At 42.1% G+C, this 16,932-nt stretch carries 18 protein-coding genes; all 18 read left to right on the top strand.

Annotated elements, in window-relative coordinates:
• The first annotated feature begins 14 nt into the window (after positions 1-14).
• The 18 genes from ftsY (at position 15) to topA (ending at position 16,677) form a co-directional block, all read left to right on the top strand.
• On the top strand, positions 15-1,037 hold the full coding sequence (gene ftsY, locus ACIROD_RS14775) for a signal recognition particle-docking protein FtsY (RefSeq protein WP_101224628.1): 1,023 nt from the start codon (positions 15-17) through the stop codon (positions 1,035-1,037).
• Between the two features lie 217 nt (positions 1,038-1,254).
• Positions 1,255-1,587 carry a putative DNA-binding protein gene (locus ACIROD_RS14780; RefSeq protein ID WP_101224629.1) on the top strand — a complete coding sequence of 111 codons (333 nt, stop codon included), beginning with the start codon at positions 1,255-1,257 and terminating at the stop codon, positions 1,585-1,587.
• Between the two features lie 11 nt (positions 1,588-1,598).
• Positions 1,599-2,939 (top strand): signal recognition particle protein, encoded by a 1,341-nt coding sequence (gene ffh / locus ACIROD_RS14785; RefSeq protein ID WP_101224630.1) that lies wholly within the window; start codon positions 1,599-1,601, stop codon positions 2,937-2,939.
• A gap of 153 nt (positions 2,940-3,092) precedes the next feature.
• Positions 3,093-3,365: a 30S ribosomal protein S16 gene (gene rpsP, locus ACIROD_RS14790; protein ID WP_057913437.1), complete on the top strand. Its 273-nt coding sequence runs from the start codon at positions 3,093-3,095 to the stop codon at positions 3,363-3,365.
• A gap of 13 nt (positions 3,366-3,378) precedes the next feature.
• Positions 3,379-3,609: a KH domain-containing protein gene (locus ACIROD_RS14795; RefSeq protein ID WP_048684915.1), complete on the top strand. Its 231-nt coding sequence runs from the start codon at positions 3,379-3,381 to the stop codon at positions 3,607-3,609.
• Between the two features lie 209 nt (positions 3,610-3,818).
• Positions 3,819-4,205: a YlqD family protein gene (locus ACIROD_RS14800; protein WP_034313711.1), complete on the top strand. Its 387-nt coding sequence runs from the start codon at positions 3,819-3,821 to the stop codon at positions 4,203-4,205.
• A 10-nt stretch (positions 4,206-4,215) separates the two neighbouring features.
• Positions 4,216-4,734, top strand: coding sequence for a ribosome maturation factor RimM (gene rimM / locus ACIROD_RS14805; protein WP_402941793.1), 519 nt, complete (start codon positions 4,216-4,218; stop codon positions 4,732-4,734).
• Entirely contained in the window at positions 4,734-5,468 is a 735-nt protein-coding gene (trmD, locus tag ACIROD_RS14810) for a tRNA (guanosine(37)-N1)-methyltransferase TrmD (protein ID WP_402941795.1), read from the top strand. The genes rimM and trmD overlap by 1 nt, the downstream gene beginning before the upstream one ends.
• Positions 5,469-5,598: 130 nt before the next feature.
• Entirely contained in the window at positions 5,599-5,946 is a 348-nt protein-coding gene (gene rplS / locus ACIROD_RS14815; protein WP_034313702.1) for a 50S ribosomal protein L19, read from the top strand.
• 216 nt (positions 5,947-6,162) lie between these two features.
• Positions 6,163-6,723, top strand: a complete 561-nt coding sequence (gene lepB, locus ACIROD_RS14820) for a signal peptidase I (RefSeq protein ID WP_101224633.1) — start codon at positions 6,163-6,165, stop codon at positions 6,721-6,723.
• A gap of 17 nt (positions 6,724-6,740) precedes the next feature.
• Positions 6,741-7,649 carry a ribosome biogenesis GTPase YlqF gene (gene ylqF, locus ACIROD_RS14825; RefSeq protein ID WP_402941798.1) on the top strand — a complete coding sequence of 303 codons (909 nt, stop codon included), beginning with the start codon at positions 6,741-6,743 and terminating at the stop codon, positions 7,647-7,649.
• Positions 7,650-7,789: 140 nt separating this feature from the next.
• Positions 7,790-8,572, top strand: coding sequence for a ribonuclease HII (locus ACIROD_RS14830; RefSeq protein ID WP_230177691.1), 783 nt, complete (start codon positions 7,790-7,792; stop codon positions 8,570-8,572).
• Between the two features lie 14 nt (positions 8,573-8,586).
• Positions 8,587-10,506, top strand: coding sequence for a hypothetical protein (locus ACIROD_RS14835; RefSeq protein ID WP_402941800.1), 1,920 nt, complete (start codon positions 8,587-8,589; stop codon positions 10,504-10,506).
• On the top strand, positions 10,503-10,775 hold the full coding sequence (locus ACIROD_RS14840; protein ID WP_402941802.1) for an EscU/YscU/HrcU family type III secretion system export apparatus switch protein: 273 nt from the start codon (positions 10,503-10,505) through the stop codon (positions 10,773-10,775). Before ACIROD_RS14835 ends, ACIROD_RS14840 begins: the two co-directional genes overlap by 4 nt.
• Before the next feature lie 492 nt (positions 10,776-11,267).
• Positions 11,268-12,428 (top strand): ADP-forming succinate--CoA ligase subunit beta, encoded by a 1,161-nt coding sequence (gene sucC, locus ACIROD_RS14845; protein ID WP_230177519.1) that lies wholly within the window; start codon positions 11,268-11,270, stop codon positions 12,426-12,428.
• Positions 12,429-12,446: 18 nt separating this feature from the next.
• On the top strand, positions 12,447-13,349 hold the full coding sequence (gene sucD / locus ACIROD_RS14850; protein WP_101224637.1) for a succinate--CoA ligase subunit alpha: 903 nt from the start codon (positions 12,447-12,449) through the stop codon (positions 13,347-13,349).
• 118 nt (positions 13,350-13,467) lie between these two features.
• Positions 13,468-14,334 (top strand): DNA-processing protein DprA, encoded by an 867-nt coding sequence (dprA, locus tag ACIROD_RS14855; protein WP_230177517.1) that lies wholly within the window; start codon positions 13,468-13,470, stop codon positions 14,332-14,334.
• A gap of 267 nt (positions 14,335-14,601) precedes the next feature.
• On the top strand, positions 14,602-16,677 hold the full coding sequence (topA, locus tag ACIROD_RS14860) for a type I DNA topoisomerase (protein WP_230177515.1): 2,076 nt from the start codon (positions 14,602-14,604) through the stop codon (positions 16,675-16,677).
• Positions 16,678-16,932 lie beyond the last annotated feature (255 nt).

The raw sequence follows: 16,932 nt of genomic DNA on the forward strand, positions 1-16,932 counted from the left end.
GAGGAAGTGGGACAATGAGTTTTTTCAAAAAGCTAAAAGAGAAATTTACGACCCAGGAAGAAAAAGAAAAAGAAAAATCAGTCGAAGCAGAAGTATCCATAGGGGAAAAATTCAAGCAAGGTTTGACAAAGACGAGGAATTCCTTTACTGGAAGGGTTAATGAACTTGTTGCCCGTTATCGGAAAGTGGATGAGGACTTTTTTGAAGAACTTGAAGAAATCCTGATACAGGCAGATGTAGGCTTTGATACTGTGATGGAACTGATTGATCAATTGAAAAGGGAAGTAAAGCTTCGTAATATCTCTGATACGAGGGAAGTGCAGTCCGTTATTTCCGAAAAGCTAGTGGAAATCTACCAAGGTGATGATGAAGCGACTTCAAGCCTGAATATACAAGAAGAGGGTTTGACGGTCATTTTGTTTGTAGGGGTTAATGGGGTAGGTAAAACGACGACCATTGGTAAACTTGCCCATAAATTCAAAATGGAAGGTAAATCAGTCGTATTGGCTGCAGGGGATACCTTCCGTGCCGGTGCGATTGAACAGCTTGAGGTTTGGGGAGAGCGTGTCGGCGTCAGTGTAATCAAACAGGGTGAAGGCTCTGACCCTGCAGCGGTCATGTTCGACGCCATTCAGGCCGCCAAGGCACGAAAAGCGGATATCCTGATCTGTGATACTGCCGGTCGCTTACAGAATAAAGTGAACTTAATGAAGGAATTGGAAAAGGTGAAACGTGTAATTGAACGTGAAGTACCTGGTGCACCACATGAGGTGTTGCTTGCCCTTGACGCAACAACTGGACAAAATGCCCTCATTCAGGCAAAAACATTCAAGGAAGCGACCAATGTTTCCGGTATTGTTTTAACAAAGCTTGATGGCACCGCAAAAGGCGGAATTGTTTTGGCAATTCGCAATGAATTGGCCATACCCGTTAAATTTGTCGGGCTAGGTGAAAAAATGGACGATCTACAGGAATTCGATGCTGAGAAATACGTTTATGGCCTTTTTGCTGATATCATCGATAAAGAAGAGGTTTAAGAAAAATTGTAAGCCGGAAGAGATAATTCTCTTCTGGTTTTTCGTTCACTGTGCAAATTAGGGAAACAATTGCATAAAGGTCTAAAAAAGCGGAATAAAGAAAAAAATAATGCTTTGCAAACAAGTGGTAAGGAGTTTAACTTGACATCAAATAAACAAGGCTTTACAATATAAACTTGTAAAGGGTTTTCACTTAACAGCAGGGAGGCTTGCTAAGATGCTTGAAAAGACAACGCGGATTAATTATTTGTATGACTTTTACCAATCGTTGTTAACAGAGAAGCAGCAGAGCTATATGTCCCTCTACTATCTGGATGATTACTCTCTTGGCGAGATTGCCGATGAATACGAAGTCAGTAGGCAGGCAGTCTATGATAATATAAAAAGAACAGAAGCGATGCTTGAGGAATATGAAGCAAAGCTGTTGTTATTTCAAAAATTTCAAGAGCGTAACCAGTGGATTGCGAATATGAAGGGACTCATAGAAAAGGATTCCTTTTCAAAAGAGAAGCTGCTAGAAGCAATCACAACGCTTGAGAAGTTGGATTAGGAGGCGGCAATATGGCATTTGAAGGATTGGCCGACCGACTGCAGAGCACGATGCAAAAGATCCGTGGAAAAGGGAAAGTCAACGAAGCGGACGTTAAAGAAATGATGCGTGAAGTTCGATTGGCCCTGCTTGAAGCGGATGTTAACTTTAAAGTCGTGAAGGATTTTGTAAAACGTGTCAGTGAACGTTCGGTAGGTCAGGAAGTGCTGAAAAGCTTAACCCCCGGTCAACAGGTAATAAAGGTAGTCAAGGAAGAATTGACGGAGCTGATGGGCGGCGAACAAAGCAAGATTGCCGTTGCCTCGAAACCACCGACTGTCATCATGATGGTAGGTCTTCAAGGTGCAGGTAAAACGACGACCACCGGAAAGCTTGCCAATCTTCTAAGGAAAAAATACAACCGCAAGCCATTGCTCGTTGCGGCTGATATTTACCGTCCGGCGGCGATTAAGCAGCTTGAAACACTTGGCAAACAATTAAGCATGCCTGTTTTCTCCCTTGGGGACCAGGTCAGTCCTGTTGAAATTGCTAAACAGGCAATTGAAAAAGCTAAGGAAGAACATCATGATTATGTGTTGATTGATACCGCAGGTCGCCTTCATGTTGATGAAAACTTGATGGGCGAACTGAAGGATATCAAAGAGTTGACAAAACCAGATGAAATCTTCCTGGTTGTCGATGCGATGACCGGTCAGGATGCGGTCAATGTAGCCCAAAGTTTCAATGAACAGCTGGGCCTGACAGGAGCCGTATTAACGAAACTTGATGGGGATACACGTGGTGGTGCGGCACTTTCAATTCGTTCAGTCACCAACACGCCTATTAAATTCGTCGGTATGGGTGAAAAATTGGATGCACTTGAAGCGTTCCATCCAGAACGGATGGCGTCAAGGATCCTCGGCATGGGTGATGTGTTGACCCTTATCGAAAAAGCACAGGCCAATGTTGATGAAGAAAAAGCGAAAGAATTAGAGAAAAAGATGCGTACAGCCACTTTTACCTTTGATGATTTCCTTGATCAGCTCGGTCAGGTGCGGAATATGGGACCGCTTGATGATATTCTGAAAATGATTCCAGGTGCGAATAAAATGAAAGGGATGGACAACCTTCAGATCGATGAAAAACAAATCGGTCATGTTGAAGCTATCATCCGATCAATGACAACGCATGAAAAGGAACATCCGGAAACCATGAATGCATCCCGCAAGAAACGGATTGCCAAAGGAAGCGGCAGATCGATTCAAGAAGTGAACCGTCTACTGAAGCAATTCGAAGAAATGAAAAAGATGATGAAACAGGTTACGAACATGCAAAAAGGAAAGAAAAAGGGATTTAAATTCCCGTTCATGTAAGGTTTATTTCAGCTCGGAACTAAGGTGAAATACGGGTCGAAGCCATGTATTTCAACACTTTTTTTACCTGTTAAGAAAAAAACCTTTACAAACATGCAAGACATTTGATATTATACTATCTTGTGTGAAACTATTCGGAGGTGCTTATTTAAAATGGCAGTAAAAATTCGCTTAAAACGTATGGGAGCTAAAAAATCTCCTTTCTATCGTATTGTAGTTGCAGATTCTCGTTCACCACGTGACGGACGTTACATTGAAGTGGTAGGAACTTATAACCCGGTGGCTCAACCAGCAAAAGTTGATATCAACGAAGAGCTTGCTCTTAAATGGTTACAAGATGGAGCTAAACCATCTGATACAGTTCGTAACTTATTCTCAACACAAGGCATCATGGAAAAATTCCATGTTGCAAAAAACAGCAAGTAATCGACGGTAGTTGATGAAAGCACTGATTGAAACGATTGTTTCAGCACTTGTGGATTATCCGGAAGAGGTCATTGTGACCTCCAAGGAAGAATCCGACCGGATTGTTTATATCCTCTCCGTTCATAAAGAGGATATGGGCAAGGTGATCGGTAAACAAGGGCGTGTTGCTAAGGCGATTCGGACTGTGGTATATGCAGCAGGATCTTCACAGCAGAAGAAAATCTATTTGGAGATTTCCGAATAAGGAGGGTTAATTCCCCTCCTTTTTTTGTACTTCAAGAAAGCTTAGATCCCAATTGATCAAATTCGGGCTTTAAACTTTACGCCTTTTAAGACGCATCTTTTACCGATTTACGTTATACTTAAGAGAATGACCCCCATTTCAAAAAGATTACCCCATCATACATATTTTTAGAAGGAAATACGAAATCATAGATAATAGGAGGTGCTGGAATGAAAATTCTCCAAAATGTAATCGTTAACCAAGTATTAACGGAATCCAGCAAGAATCAGCTCCTCGAGAAATACAAGTCAAAACGCCTTCAGCTTCAAAAAGAGAGTGAACAGCTTCGCTTTGAACTGAAAAAACTTGAAAAAACAAGAACTCTCCAACCTGCTAGTCTCCGTGCTCATTTCGAAAAAGAAATAAACCAGAGGCAAGAAAAAATTAAACTGCTTGAATTTCAAATGGAGCAGTTGGAGATCCTTCCTGCCGGAAGTGAATTGAAGGAACGGGAAGTTCAAAGTATCATTGATGTGGAAATTGGGGCAGATTGGGACGAAATCATGGCAACGAAGACCATTGTCATTAAAGATGGAATCGTCTCGGAAATTCGTTAGAGGTGAAAGAATGGAAAAATGGTTTAATGTAGGTAAAATTGTCAACACACATGGTCTTTTAGGAGAAGTCCGTGTTATTTCTTCAACAGACTTTCCGGAAAAACGATACAAAATGGGAAATACTCTGTATTTGTTCAGGGACACTGAGAAAAAACCTTTGCCGCTTGTCATCAGGTCGCATCGCACCCATAAAAACTTTAACCTATTGACGTTCGAGAACTATTATAACGTCGGACAAGTCGAGGCTTTTAAGAACGGGGTCCTGAAAGTCAAGGAAGCACAGCTTGGTAAATTGGACGAAGGTGAGTTCTACTTCCATGAAATCATCGGCTGTTCGGTATTTACGGATGAAGGCATTGAAGTTGGGGAAATCATTGAGGTTCTTACGCCTGGTGCAAATGATGTTTGGGTCATTAAGAAAGCTGGCAGTAAGGACATTTTGATTCCGTATATTGAACAAATTGTTAAAGAAGTGGATATTTCCGCTAAAAAGGTCATCATTACACCGATGGAAGGACTTTTAGACTGATGAAAATCGATGTGCTTTCGCTTTTTCCAGAAATGTTCGAAGGGGTATTTGGTTCGTCAATCTTAAAAAAGGCTGCGGAAAAGCAGGCTGTCAGCTATAAGGTGACCAATTTCCGAGATTATGCAGATAATAAGCATTCGACGGTTGATGATTATCCGTATGGCGGCGGTGCCGGAATGGTATTGAAGGCACAACCGATCTTTGATGCCGTGGAAGCTCTTAAAGGGCAAGGTGAGCTAACCCCAAGGGTAGTCCTGCTTTGCCCCCAGGGAGAGCGTTACACGCAGAAAAAAGCCGAAGAGTTAGCTGAAGAGGAACATCTCATTTTCATTTGCGGGCATTATGAAGGGTATGATGAGCGGATCCGGGAGCATGTCGTCACTGATGAAATATCGATAGGCGACTTTGTGCTTACAGGCGGGGAATTGGGCGCAATGGTCATTATTGACAGCGTTGTGCGCTTGCTGCCTGGCGTTCTTGGAAATGTTGACTCCCCGATTCTTGATTCCTATTCTTCTGGTTTGTTAGAGCATCCACATTATACTAGACCTGCAGATTTCCGGGGGATGAAAGTTCCCGATCCGCTAATATCCGGGAATCATAAAAAAATCGATGAATGGCGGATGAAGGAATCCCTGCGCAGAACTTGGATTCGGCGTCCGGATTTGCTCGATAGTTATGAACTATCGGAAGTTGAAGAAAAATTATTGTCCGAGATTAAAAAAGAAGACTGATCTCTATTGCATCGACGTTTATAGTATGATAGGATATACCTTGTGACTTGGGCGAAATGCTCAGTCTTATAACGATGTTCCGCTGCAAACAATAAGTATTTGCAAGAGCGTCCAGGAGGAGTTGAAATCGATGCAAAATCTTATTAACGAAATCACAAAAGAACAACTTCGCTCAGATCTTCCATCATTCAGACCTGGTGACACAGTACGTGTACACGTAAAGGTTATTGAAGGAACTCGTGAACGTATCCAGTTGTTTGAAGGCGTTGTAATCAAACGTCGTGGCGGCGGAGTTAGTGAAACTTTCACAGTACGTAAGATCTCTTACGGCGTTGGAGTAGAACGTGCTTTCCCTGTTCACACACCAAAAATTGCGAAACTAGAAGTTATCCGTCACGGTAAAGTACGTCGTGCGAAACTTTATTACCTACGCGAACTTCGTGGTAAAAAAGCACGTATTAAAGAAATTCGTCGTTAATTCTTCGAATATCTTCATGCGGGTTTACCATGATCCACATAAGGTGAATAACCAAACAGTATCATGCAAAAAGGGAGCTTGTTTATCAGGCTCCCTTTTTGCACTTTAAGAAACGATGAATACACTTACGGTGAAAACTATATAGAATCCTGCTCGCTATAGCGTCCGCAACATGTTAAAATAATTGTTGATATGCTTCAAAAAGGGTGTGTAAGGATGGCGAAAAAGAAAAATGAATTGTGGGAATGGACAAAGGCGGTCATAATCGCGGTTATAGCGGCGACGCTGATTCGTTATTTCCTTCTGGCTCCTATTGTTGTGGACGGTAATTCCATGATGCCGACATTAAAGGATACGGACCGCATGATCGTTAATAAAATTTCCTATTCGATCGGTGAACCGAAAAGATTCGACATTATCGTTTTCGAAGCTCCAGAAGGCAAGGATTACATAAAGCGGGTCATTGGATTGCCTGGGGAAAAAGTCGAATATAAAAATGATACTCTTTACGTGAATGGAAAAGCTTATGATGAGCCATACTTGGATGAATATAAAGAACAATTGATTGATGGCGGGGACTTGACGGAACCTTTTACATTAAGTGATGTCATAGAACAAGAAACGGTGCCTGAAGGCCACCTATTTGTCCTGGGGGATAATCGCCGTTTTAGTAAGGATAGCCGCCATTTTGGCGTAGGTGTCGTTCCTTACGATAAAGTGTTAGGAAAAACTAAATTAGTTTATTGGCCGATCGAAGACTTTCGATTGGCGGAATAGTAGGAAGGTGCATTCCATTGACAATACAGTGGTTCCCTGGCCATATGGCCAAAGCAAGACGGGAAGTAACAGAGAAATTAAAACTGATCGACATCATCTTTGAACTTGTGGATGCCCGGATACCGGCATCTTCACGAAATCCGATGATCGATGAAATCATTCAGCATAAACCGAGGGTCATCCTTTTGAATAAAGCTGATATGGCCGATCCGGTAAAAACGAATATGTGGCTTGAACATTATAAATCGCAGGGGAAAACGGCGATTGCCATTAACTCACAGGCCGGAAACGGTTTAAACCAGATTACAGCTGCTTCCAAAAAACTTTTAAAAGAGAAGTATGAGCGGATGGAGTCAAGAGGAATAAAGCCGAGAGCGATCCGTGCCATGATAGTCGGCATTCCGAACGTGGGGAAATCGACTTTAATCAATCGGCTTGCCAAAAAGAACATTGCCAAAACAGGGAATACGCCTGGCGTCACGAAAGCGCAACAATGGATAAAAGTTGGCAAGGAATTGGAATTGCTCGACACGCCGGGGATTCTCTGGCCGAAATTCGAGGATCAAGAAGTAGGCTTGAAGCTTGCGTTGACAGGTGCGATCAAAGATACGATTTTAAACTTGCATGAAGTCTCATTATACGGCCTTCGCTTTTTGGAAAAAGAATATCCGGATAGATTGAAATCCCGTTATAATCTGGATGTAATTCCGCAGGAAACACTCGAATTGTTCGATGCGGTCGGAAAGTTCAGGGGCTGTTTAGCATCTGGAGGGTTCATCGATTATGACAAGACCGCAGAGTTGGTCGTACGTGAAATCCGTTCAGAAAAGATGGGTCCGCTTACGTTTGAGGTCCCTTTGGATTATGAAGAGAATGATATCCCGAATAACATTAACGATGACCTGATTGTTGAAGACAATCAGTGAAAAGGATTGATACGGAGCTGGAGCATTGGATGTCGAAAAGGCTTACTCTTTTTGATGTCTCTTTTCCGCTCCGTATTTTTGTTTGAACTGTAGAAAGGGAGCAAGGCTGCCGATAATTAATATGATGGGTGATAAAGATGATAACCGAAATGAGCATTAAGGAAATCTCCTCAAAGTTAAAGACAATAAGAGAGCCTGAAGATTTATTTTTACAGAAATGCCGGGAGGACGGACGAAAGGGAGTAACCGACTTAGTAAGCAAATGGCAAAGAGCTTATGAAAAAGAACAACAGGTAAGGGATGCTTTCACGGAAATGACGGAGTTTGAGCGTCAATTGAGAAAACAGGGGTTTTCCATTCTGGCTGGTATCGATGAAGTGGGAAGAGGACCTCTGGCAGGACCAGTTGTGACCAGTGCAGTCATCTTGCCTGAATCTTTTTATTTGCCTGGGCTTAATGATTCCAAAAAGATTCCAGAGGCAAAAAGGGAACTGTTTTATGAAATGATTTTTAAGGAAGCACTATCCATAGGTGTAGGTGTTGTACATAGCGAAGTAATTGATGAAATCAATATATATCAAGCCACGAAAAAGGCAATGGTGGCCGCATTGAACGATCTGTCGGAACTTCCTGATCATTTGTTGATCGATGCAATGGAATTGGATGTGCCGATTCCGCAGCTTTCGCTCATAAAGGGGGACGCAAGAAGCATTAGCATCTCTGCGGCCTCCATAATAGCGAAAGTGACCCGTGATAGAATGATGAAGGAATATGGTGAGAAATATCCGGAATATGGTTTTGAAAAGCACATGGGTTACGGGACAAGCCAACATTTAGAAGCGCTCGACACGCACGGGCTTACACCTTGGCATAGAAGAAGTTTTGCACCAGTTAAGGAAATAGCTGCAAGAACGAAGGATTAAGGGGGGGATGAGTGGTGCAATCCATAACAATCGGTCAACCGTTATCTTCACCTATTGAAATAAAAGGAATTGTTAGTTGGAAAAACGGGCAAATCCTTTTCGGGAAGGTGAATAAAGTTTTTCCTAACCAAACGGCCGAGGTACAGATTGGCCACCAAAAAATGATTGCCACTCTCGATATCCCGCTTCGGACAGGAGAAAGGCATTGGTTTCATGTGCAGCACCCAATTGAGGGGCGGCTCGTGTTAAAAGCTTTAAATTCCCCCGATTTGAACGATTCCGGCATAAAGGGAACGGCTGCAAAATTAATCGCTCATCTCGGCATAACGCCCGAACCGTCCGCATTGAAGCTTGCCGAATATCTCCTGACAAATCGCCTCCCGATAACCAAGGATACTTTTCAGCCCGCCATGCAATGGTTAAAAGCTGCTGATGCTGCAGAAGCCGGTCTGCCTGTAATAAAAACGATGTTCATTCAGCAACTGCCTTTTGTAAAAGATGTATTTGATGCTTTATTTACACAGTCCAAAAGTGAACCTTTCCATAAACTTCTCAGTTGCTTCAAGCAAAAGCTGGAGGATGGTGAAGCAGAAACGAGGACTGCCGGCAAGCTGAGGGAAGTATTGGACTCCTTACACGTTGCTAAACAGAACCAGTTTCAACAAATCGGTTTGCAAAAACTAGTTACCACTTGGCTGGATTCCGATTCAACACCAGAAATGAAATCCGGTGCATTTTCCCTGCTCCAAAAGACGGGTTTCATTCCAAAGGGAATGACGGAATCTGTCTTTCTGGAGAATTTAATTGATGGATCTGAGGCTAGGTCAGGTATTGCTAAGAATTCAGCGGTTGATAAATTACATCAAGGATTGCAGCTGCTTTCCGAGGCAAAAAGCGGAGCATTTGCAAAAGTTGAAGAGATCGATACTGCTATTAATCGCATATTGAACGGTCATGAACATGAGGGGGCAAAACTGCCACATGATATCCACTCGATGCCGAGAAAAAACATTACTGCAGAAAAACTTTCCTCTCATGCCTTTCATTTACTCCAGAGTTCTTTTACCGAAGCAACAGCTAAAAAGGCACTAGGAGGAAATATGGAAGTGAATGACCTTATAGGCTACTTGAATAAGGACACAGATCAAATAGCTGAGTCGAAGGGTAAGGCGGCTGAATTATTGTTCCAGTCGCTTAATAGGCTTCCTGAGGCCCAATACGCTAGGAATAATGAGAAGCTAGTCCTTTCACTTATATTGGAAGCTGAGTTTCAAACAATCGATTTCACCGATGGACCTTCTGTTGCACATCAGCTGAAAGAAATGACCAAGATCCTTGGTCTTCAGCTGGAACATGCACTCATTAACCTTTCTGGAGAAGATATGGCGGATTTCCCGAAGGATTTGGAGACACTTAAACCGCTGCTGCTTAAATTGCTGAATGAACAAATTCCGGCATCTATGAAGGAGATGGCCGAGCAAATCCTAAATCGGATTACTGCGCAACAGATCCTTTCACAGGAAAATGGACCGATTCAGAATTTACTTCTTACAGTTCCACTCAATCTGGGATCTGCTCAAACGGATCTGACTTTACAATGGAGCGGAAGAAAAACAAAAGATGGCAAAATTGACCCGGATTACTGCCGTGTCCTATTTTATTTAGAATTGGAACGCCTTAAAGAGACGGTCATCGACATGCAGGTTCAAAACCGAATCATCAAAGTGACGGTCATAAATGGGAATGGTGCGGTCCTTGAAGAGGCAGCCGGTCAATATCTTGACATCCTGAGAGAGAATCTCGAAAAAATGGATTACAGATTGTCAGGGGTTTCCTTTGTAAATCCCGTGAATGAAAAAGAGCGGGACCAAGGGGGGAAACCGATTCCTTTTTCAGAAACCGGTTCGTATAGTGGAGTGGATATTCGAATATGATGAATGATAAACGAAAAGAAGCGATTGCCTTAAAGTATGATCAAAAGACATCTAAAGCGCCCGTCATATTGGCGAAGGGAAAAGGTAAAACCGCTGATATTATTCTGGAAAAGGCGATGAAACTGGATATACCAATCCAAAGGGACGAATCGCTTGCTGCACTTTTAGGTCAATTGGATATAAATCAAACGATTCCAGAAGAATTGTATGGAGCTGTTGCAGAGGTATTCGCATTCATTTATAAAGTTGACAAGGACCTGAATCGGTAGTTTCCTAAATTATCCAGATGATATCGCTAAATGGATTACTGTTGGTTTATGTAGAATATTAGGGAAATCACTGATGAATTTTCATTATATTAAAAAAATACTAATGTATTTGTAAAAGGACAAGGCCATGGCTTTGTCCTTTTGCTTTTCCTTTGAATCAACACAAGGGTAATAGTAATTTATCAATGAATCGACCTTTGGGTTAATATAGTGAAAAGGCTTTCATGAAGGTGTTTTTAAAAGATTTATAACGGTAATGACTTTTTTGAAAATAGATTTTCAGATCCAAAATATATGAATTTAATAAGGAAAAAACACAACGGAGAAGAAGGTTTTCTCCATTTTAAACCTGGATATAGAAGTATATTATAATAATATTTTAAAAATTATGTGAAAGAAAATTATGCACGAAGGAGAATTTTGTTGTAATATGGTAGAGAAAACACGCATTAAATTTAAAAGTTGTTTTTTAGTAGATAAGGAGGATGGGAAATGAATATCCATGAGTATCAGGGGAAAGAGATATTGCGACAATACGGGGTATCCGTTCCAAATGGCCGGGTTGCCTTTACTGTTGAAGAAGCAGTGGAAGCAGCGAAGGAGTTAGGTACGGAAGTTGTTGTCGTCAAAGCTCAAATTCATGCGGGTGGCCGCGGGAAAGCCGGCGGAGTCAAGGTAGCGAAGAATCTTGATGAAGCGCGTACATATGCAGAAGAGATTCTTGGCAAGACATTGGTGACCCATCAAACAGGTCCTGCAGGCAAGGAAGTTAAGCGTTTACTTATCGAAGAAGGCTGCGACATTACAAAAGAATATTATATCGGGCTGGTCCTTGACCGTGCTACGGACAGTGTCGTATTGATGGCTTCTGAAGAAGGCGGAACGGAAATTGAGGAAGTGGCTGAAAAGACACCAGAGAAAATTTTCAAAGAAGTAATCGATCCGGTTGTCGGCCTGACTGGTTTCCAGGCACGGAGGATTGCATTCAATATCAATATTCCGGCTTCACTTATAAATAAAGCTTCCAAACTGATGGTTAACTTATATACAGCTTTCGTTGATAAAGATTGCTCAATCGCAGAAATCAACCCATTAGTGGTAACTGGCGACGGCGATGTAATGGCGCTTGATGCTAAATTGAACTTTGATGATAATGCGATTTACCGCCATAAAGACATCGCGGAGTACCGTGATTTGGATGAAGAGGATGCGAAAGAGATTGAAGCATCAAAACATGGCCTTAGTTACATATCGCTTGACGGAAATATCGGATGCATGGTTAATGGTGCCGGTCTTGCTATGGCGACGATGGACATCATTAAACATTATATGGGAGATCCGGCTAACTTCCTTGACGTTGGTGGCGGCGCCACTGAGGAAAAAGTGAAAGAGGCTTTCAAAATCATCCTTTCCGATCAAAATGTTAAAGGCATCTTCGTTAATATCTTCGGAGGAATCATGAAATGTGACATCATCGCTACAGGCGTCGTGGCTGCTGCTAAAGAGCTTGGCCTGGATGTCCCTCTTGTTGTTCGTCTTGAAGGAACGAATGTGGACCTTGGCAAAAAGATTCTAAAAGAGTCAGGTTTAAATATTACGTCTGCTGAATCAATGGCAGATGGAGCACAAAAAATAGTATCACTTGTAGGATAATAGGCAGGGGGGAACATAATGAGCGTTTATATTAATAAAGATACGAAAGTGATCGTTCAGGGAATCACTGGTGCAACAGCATTATTTCATACAAAACAAATGTTGGAATACGGCACGAAAATCGTTGGAGGAGTCACTCCGGGTAAAGGTGGAACAGAAGTGGAAGGGGTACCTGTATACAATACAGTTTCCGAAGCTGTCACTGAAACCGGAGCGAATGCATCTGTTATCTATGTACCGGCTCCATTTGCTGCCGATGCAATTCTAGAAGCAGTGGACGCAGAACTTGATCTTGTCATTTGTATCACGGAACATATTCCTGTCTTGGATATGGTCAAGGTTAAGCGCTACATGGAAGGCAAAAAAACTCGCTTGATCGGACCGAACTGCCCAGGTGTCATTACTCCTGAAGAGTGTAAGATTGGTATCATGCCAGGGTATATCCACAAAAAAGGCCATGTAGGTGTAGTTTCACGTTCTGGAACTTTGACGTACGAGGCCGTTCACCAATTATCGCAAGCAGGCATTGGGCAATCTTCGGCTGTCGGTATCGGTGGAGATCCGGTTAACGGAACAGATTTCATTGATGTTTTGAAAGCGTTCAACGAAGATCCGGAAACACATGCTGTAATCATGATCGGGGAAATCGGTGGAACGGCAGAGGAAGAAGCAGCAATCTGGGTGAAGGAAAATATGACTAAGCCAGTTGTTGGTTTCATTGGTGGCCGTACGGCTCCAGCCGGTAAACGCATGGGTCATGCTGGTGCCATTATCTCAGGAGGAAAAGGGACTGCTGACGAGAAAATCCGCGTTATGAACGAATGTGGAATTAAAGTTGCCGAAACTCCATCCGTAATGGGTGAAACATTGATCTCCGTCTTGAAAGAAAAGGATATTTACGAACCTTGTAAAACACATTGATTCAAGCTGGGCCGACCTTTTTTGGGTCGGCCTTTTTTCCCCTCCAATTTCCTCGGGAGACACCAAGTAGATAACTATTAACCTACTTAAAAAAATATCCGATTAGGGGCGTTTCCAATTGAATAAAAAAGAAAAGTTAATCCATCTCCATCATTGCCGCGGAGCAGGATGGAAAACAATCCAAATAATCATGTCCAATGACCCGTCATTATCTTCCCTGTTCACGACGAATCACGCTGAATGGGCAAAAATGCTCCCTATCCCTTCAAATAAGCTCAACCTCTTTCTCAAAGATTTACATTCACTCAATACCATCGATAAACTTAAAATATACAAAGATAGTCAAATTCATTGTTTGACGATCTTCGATGATGAATACCCTTTTTTGCTGAAGCAAATATTCGATCCTCCGTGGGTTCTTTATTTTAAAGGCGATAAGAGGCTTTTAACAAGGAAGAATACGCTAGGTGTAGTTGGAACACGTAAGCCAACCTCGTATGGTCTGGAGGCCTTAAAAACGATTCTATTACCGCTTGTAAAGAAAAAGTTCGTGATCATAAGTGGAGTGGCGGCTGGAATCGATGCAGAGTCACATAAGATCACATTAAGCGAATGCGGAGATACGATTGGGATTTTAGGAGGGGGGCTTATGCAAATATATCCAAAATCCAATGTACCCCTTGCTGAAGAAATCATCAAAAAAGGCTTGCTTATATCTGAGACTCCACCGGAAATGAGGGCGGAACCTTGGATGTTTCCGCTTCGGAATCGAATCATCAGTGGATTATCACAAGGAGTATTCGTGGTCGAAGCAAAAGAAAGAAGCGGATCCCTTATTACGGCACAAGCTGCTTTGGAACACGGCAGGGATGTGTTTGCGCTTCCTGGTAATGTTACGAGCCCTGAATCGCTGGGGACCAATCAATTGATTTCTGATGGTGCCAAACTTGTTTTGAGTGCCAGGCAGATCGAGGAAGAGTTTTGAACAATATAATATAGAAGATAGACGGAGAATCAAAAGGGAAAATAAAGAAAAAAAGGTGGTTTTTTTAAAGGATGGGTTGAATTATTAGACAAAAAGGTTGAAAATATTGTAAAACTGTTATAAGTTTTGCAAATGGCACCTCTTGTCAAAATACCTATAAATAAATGAATCAGCCTGCTTTGAAAAGTAAAGAGGTGTTGACAAATGAATTTTGAATGATTAATAATAGTGAAGATTTATATTACCTCTTTGAGGAGGATTTATTGGATGTCAGAATACTTAGTGATTGTGGAATCGCCGGCAAAGGCGAAAACAATAGAACGTTACTTGGGAAAAAAATATAAAGTAAAGGCTTCCATGGGGCATGTACGCGATTTGCCTAAAAGTCAAATGGGTGTCGATGTTGAACATGAATATGAACCTAAATATATAACTATCCGCGGCAAAGGCCCGGTTTTAAAAGAATTGAAAACCGCTGCAAAAAAAGCGAAAAAAATATATCTCGCGGCTGACCCCGACAGGGAAGGGGAAGCCATTGCCTGGCACTTGGCTCACAGTCTTGATGTTGACGTTAACTCAGATTGCCGCGTGGTTTTCAATGAGATCACGAAAGAGGCTATCAAAGAATCATTTAAATCACCGAGGCCAATAAATATGAAATTGGTTGATGCCCAGCAGGCAAGAAGGGTATTGGATCGTTTGGTCGGATACAATATAAGTCCGCTTTTGTGGAAAAAGGTGAAAAAAGGCTTAAGCGCGGGACGGGTCCAATCGGTTGCTGTACGGATGATCATTGACCGGGAGAAGGAGATCAAAGATTTTATCCCTGAAGAGTATTGGACAATCAAGGCTGATTTTGTAAAAGGAAAAGAACAATTTGAAGGTTCCTTCTTCAGCATTGGCGGTGAGAAGAAGGAGTTGAATAACGAAGAGGACGTCAAAAAAGTGCTGGCTTCTTTAAATGGCGGCGAATTTACGATAGGAGCTGTAGCTAAAAAAGAAAGAAGGCGCAATCCAGCCGCTCCTTTTACGACTTCTTCCCTGCAACAGGAAGCGGCACGTAAATTGAATTTCCGTGCAAAGAAAACCATGATGCTCGCTCAGCAGCTTTATGAAGGAATCGAGCTTGGCAAGGAAGGCACAGTCGGGTTAATCACTTATATGAGAACCGATTCGACCCGGATTTCCGATGTTGCGAAAGAGGAAGTCCATACCTTCATCCAAAATAATTATGGTAAAGAGTATGTTCAGGTTGAACAGCGCAAAGAGAAAAAACAGACCAATGCCCAGGACGCCCATGAAGCGGTCAGGCCAACAAGCACATTACGTGAACCGGGTGTAGTCAAGGAGTTCTTATCCAGAGATCAATTCCGTCTTTATAAATTGATTTGGGAACGATTCGTTTCTAGTCAAATGTCTTCGGCGGTCATGGATACGATGAGCATCGACCTGCATAACGGGGATGTCATCTTCAGGGCAAATGGTTCAAAAATTAAATTCCCGGGTTTCATGAAGGTATATGTTGAAGGGTCCGATGACTCGGTGGAAGAAAAGGAAAATGCACTTCCGGATGTGAAAACAGGGGATCAATTCTTTTCAAAAGATATCGAGCCAAAGCAGCATTTCACACAGCCTCCGCCCCGATATACTGAAGCCCGTCTTGTCAAAACCCTAGAGGAACTGGGAATAGGCCGTCCTTCTACATATGCTCCTACCTTGGATACGATTCAAAAACGGGGCTATGTTACCTTGGATAATAAACGGTTCATCCCGACAGAGCTAGGTGAGATCGTTCTTGAATTGATACGCGAATTCTTCCCGGATATTCTTGATGCAGAGTTCACTGCCAAGATGGAACAGGAATTCGACAGCGTCGAGGAAGGCAGTATCGAATGGATAAAGGTCATCGATGAATTTTATAAGGAATTTGCAGTTCATTTGGCTAAAGCCGAAGTCGAGATGGAGAAAATTGAAATCAAAGATGAACCTGCAGGTGAAGATTGCGTGGAATGCGGACATGGGATGGTCTTTAAGATGGGGCGTTATGGAAAGTTCATGGCATGCAGTAATTTCCCGGATTGCCGTAACACAAAGCCAATCGTTAAAGAAATCGGTGTTAAATGTCCAAAATGTAAAGAAGGAAACATCATTGAAAGGAAAAGTAAAAAACGCCGCATATTTTACGGGTGTGATACCTATCCTGGATGTGACTTCATATCTTGGGATAAACCGCTGCCGCGGAGTTGTCCAAAATGTGAAGGTACACTTGTTGAGAAAAAACTCAAAAAAGGCGTCCAGGTACAGTGCATGGATTGTGATTTCAAAGAATTGCCCCAAGCATAGAAAAGACGGTGAAATCGTTTACTGTTCTAAATATAAATTTACTCGGCATCTGCCGAGTTTCTTTATGTTCAGGAAAGTATGATATCATGATAGTATGTGGACTTACTTCCAAGAAGAAAATGGATAAAGCTTGAAACTTTTTTATTTAAGCCATGTGATGTAAAATTCAGTGGACAAGTACATTCTTTTAAAGATATAATTCCTATTTGTGTCCGCTATCCTTTTTAGAAGAAATGAATTGCAGGAAGAATGCCG

The organism is Peribacillus sp. NPDC101481 (assembly GCF_044767165.1).
Taxonomy (GTDB): domain Bacteria; phylum Bacillota; class Bacilli; order Bacillales; family DSM-1321; genus Peribacillus.

Excerpts from the sequence above, each read along its gene's own strand:
- trmD (WP_402941795.1), top strand. The coding sequence starts at position 4,734 with ATGAAAATCGATGTGCTTTCGCTTTTTCCAGAAATGTTCGAAGGGGTA.
- rimM (WP_402941793.1), top strand. The coding sequence starts at position 4,216 with ATGGAAAAATGGTTTAATGTAGGTAAAATTGTCAACACACATGGTCTT.
- sucD (WP_101224637.1), top strand. The coding sequence starts at position 12,447 with ATGAGCGTTTATATTAATAAAGATACGAAAGTGATCGTTCAGGGAATC.
- ACIROD_RS14780 (WP_101224629.1), top strand. The coding sequence starts at position 1,255 with ATGCTTGAAAAGACAACGCGGATTAATTATTTGTATGACTTTTACCAA.
- ftsY (WP_101224628.1), top strand. The coding sequence starts at position 15 with ATGAGTTTTTTCAAAAAGCTAAAAGAGAAATTTACGACCCAGGAAGAA.
- ACIROD_RS14795 (WP_048684915.1), top strand. The coding sequence starts at position 3,379 with ATGAAAGCACTGATTGAAACGATTGTTTCAGCACTTGTGGATTATCCG.
- ACIROD_RS14800 (WP_034313711.1), top strand. The coding sequence starts at position 3,819 with ATGAAAATTCTCCAAAATGTAATCGTTAACCAAGTATTAACGGAATCC.
- rpsP (WP_057913437.1), top strand. The coding sequence starts at position 3,093 with ATGGCAGTAAAAATTCGCTTAAAACGTATGGGAGCTAAAAAATCTCCT.
- lepB (WP_101224633.1), top strand. The coding sequence starts at position 6,163 with ATGGCGAAAAAGAAAAATGAATTGTGGGAATGGACAAAGGCGGTCATA.
- rplS (WP_034313702.1), top strand. The coding sequence starts at position 5,599 with ATGCAAAATCTTATTAACGAAATCACAAAAGAACAACTTCGCTCAGAT.
- topA (WP_230177515.1), top strand. The coding sequence starts at position 14,602 with ATGTCAGAATACTTAGTGATTGTGGAATCGCCGGCAAAGGCGAAAACA.
- ACIROD_RS14840 (WP_402941802.1), top strand. The coding sequence starts at position 10,503 with ATGATGAATGATAAACGAAAAGAAGCGATTGCCTTAAAGTATGATCAA.
- ffh (WP_101224630.1), top strand. The coding sequence starts at position 1,599 with ATGGCATTTGAAGGATTGGCCGACCGACTGCAGAGCACGATGCAAAAG.
- sucC (WP_230177519.1), top strand. The coding sequence starts at position 11,268 with ATGAATATCCATGAGTATCAGGGGAAAGAGATATTGCGACAATACGGG.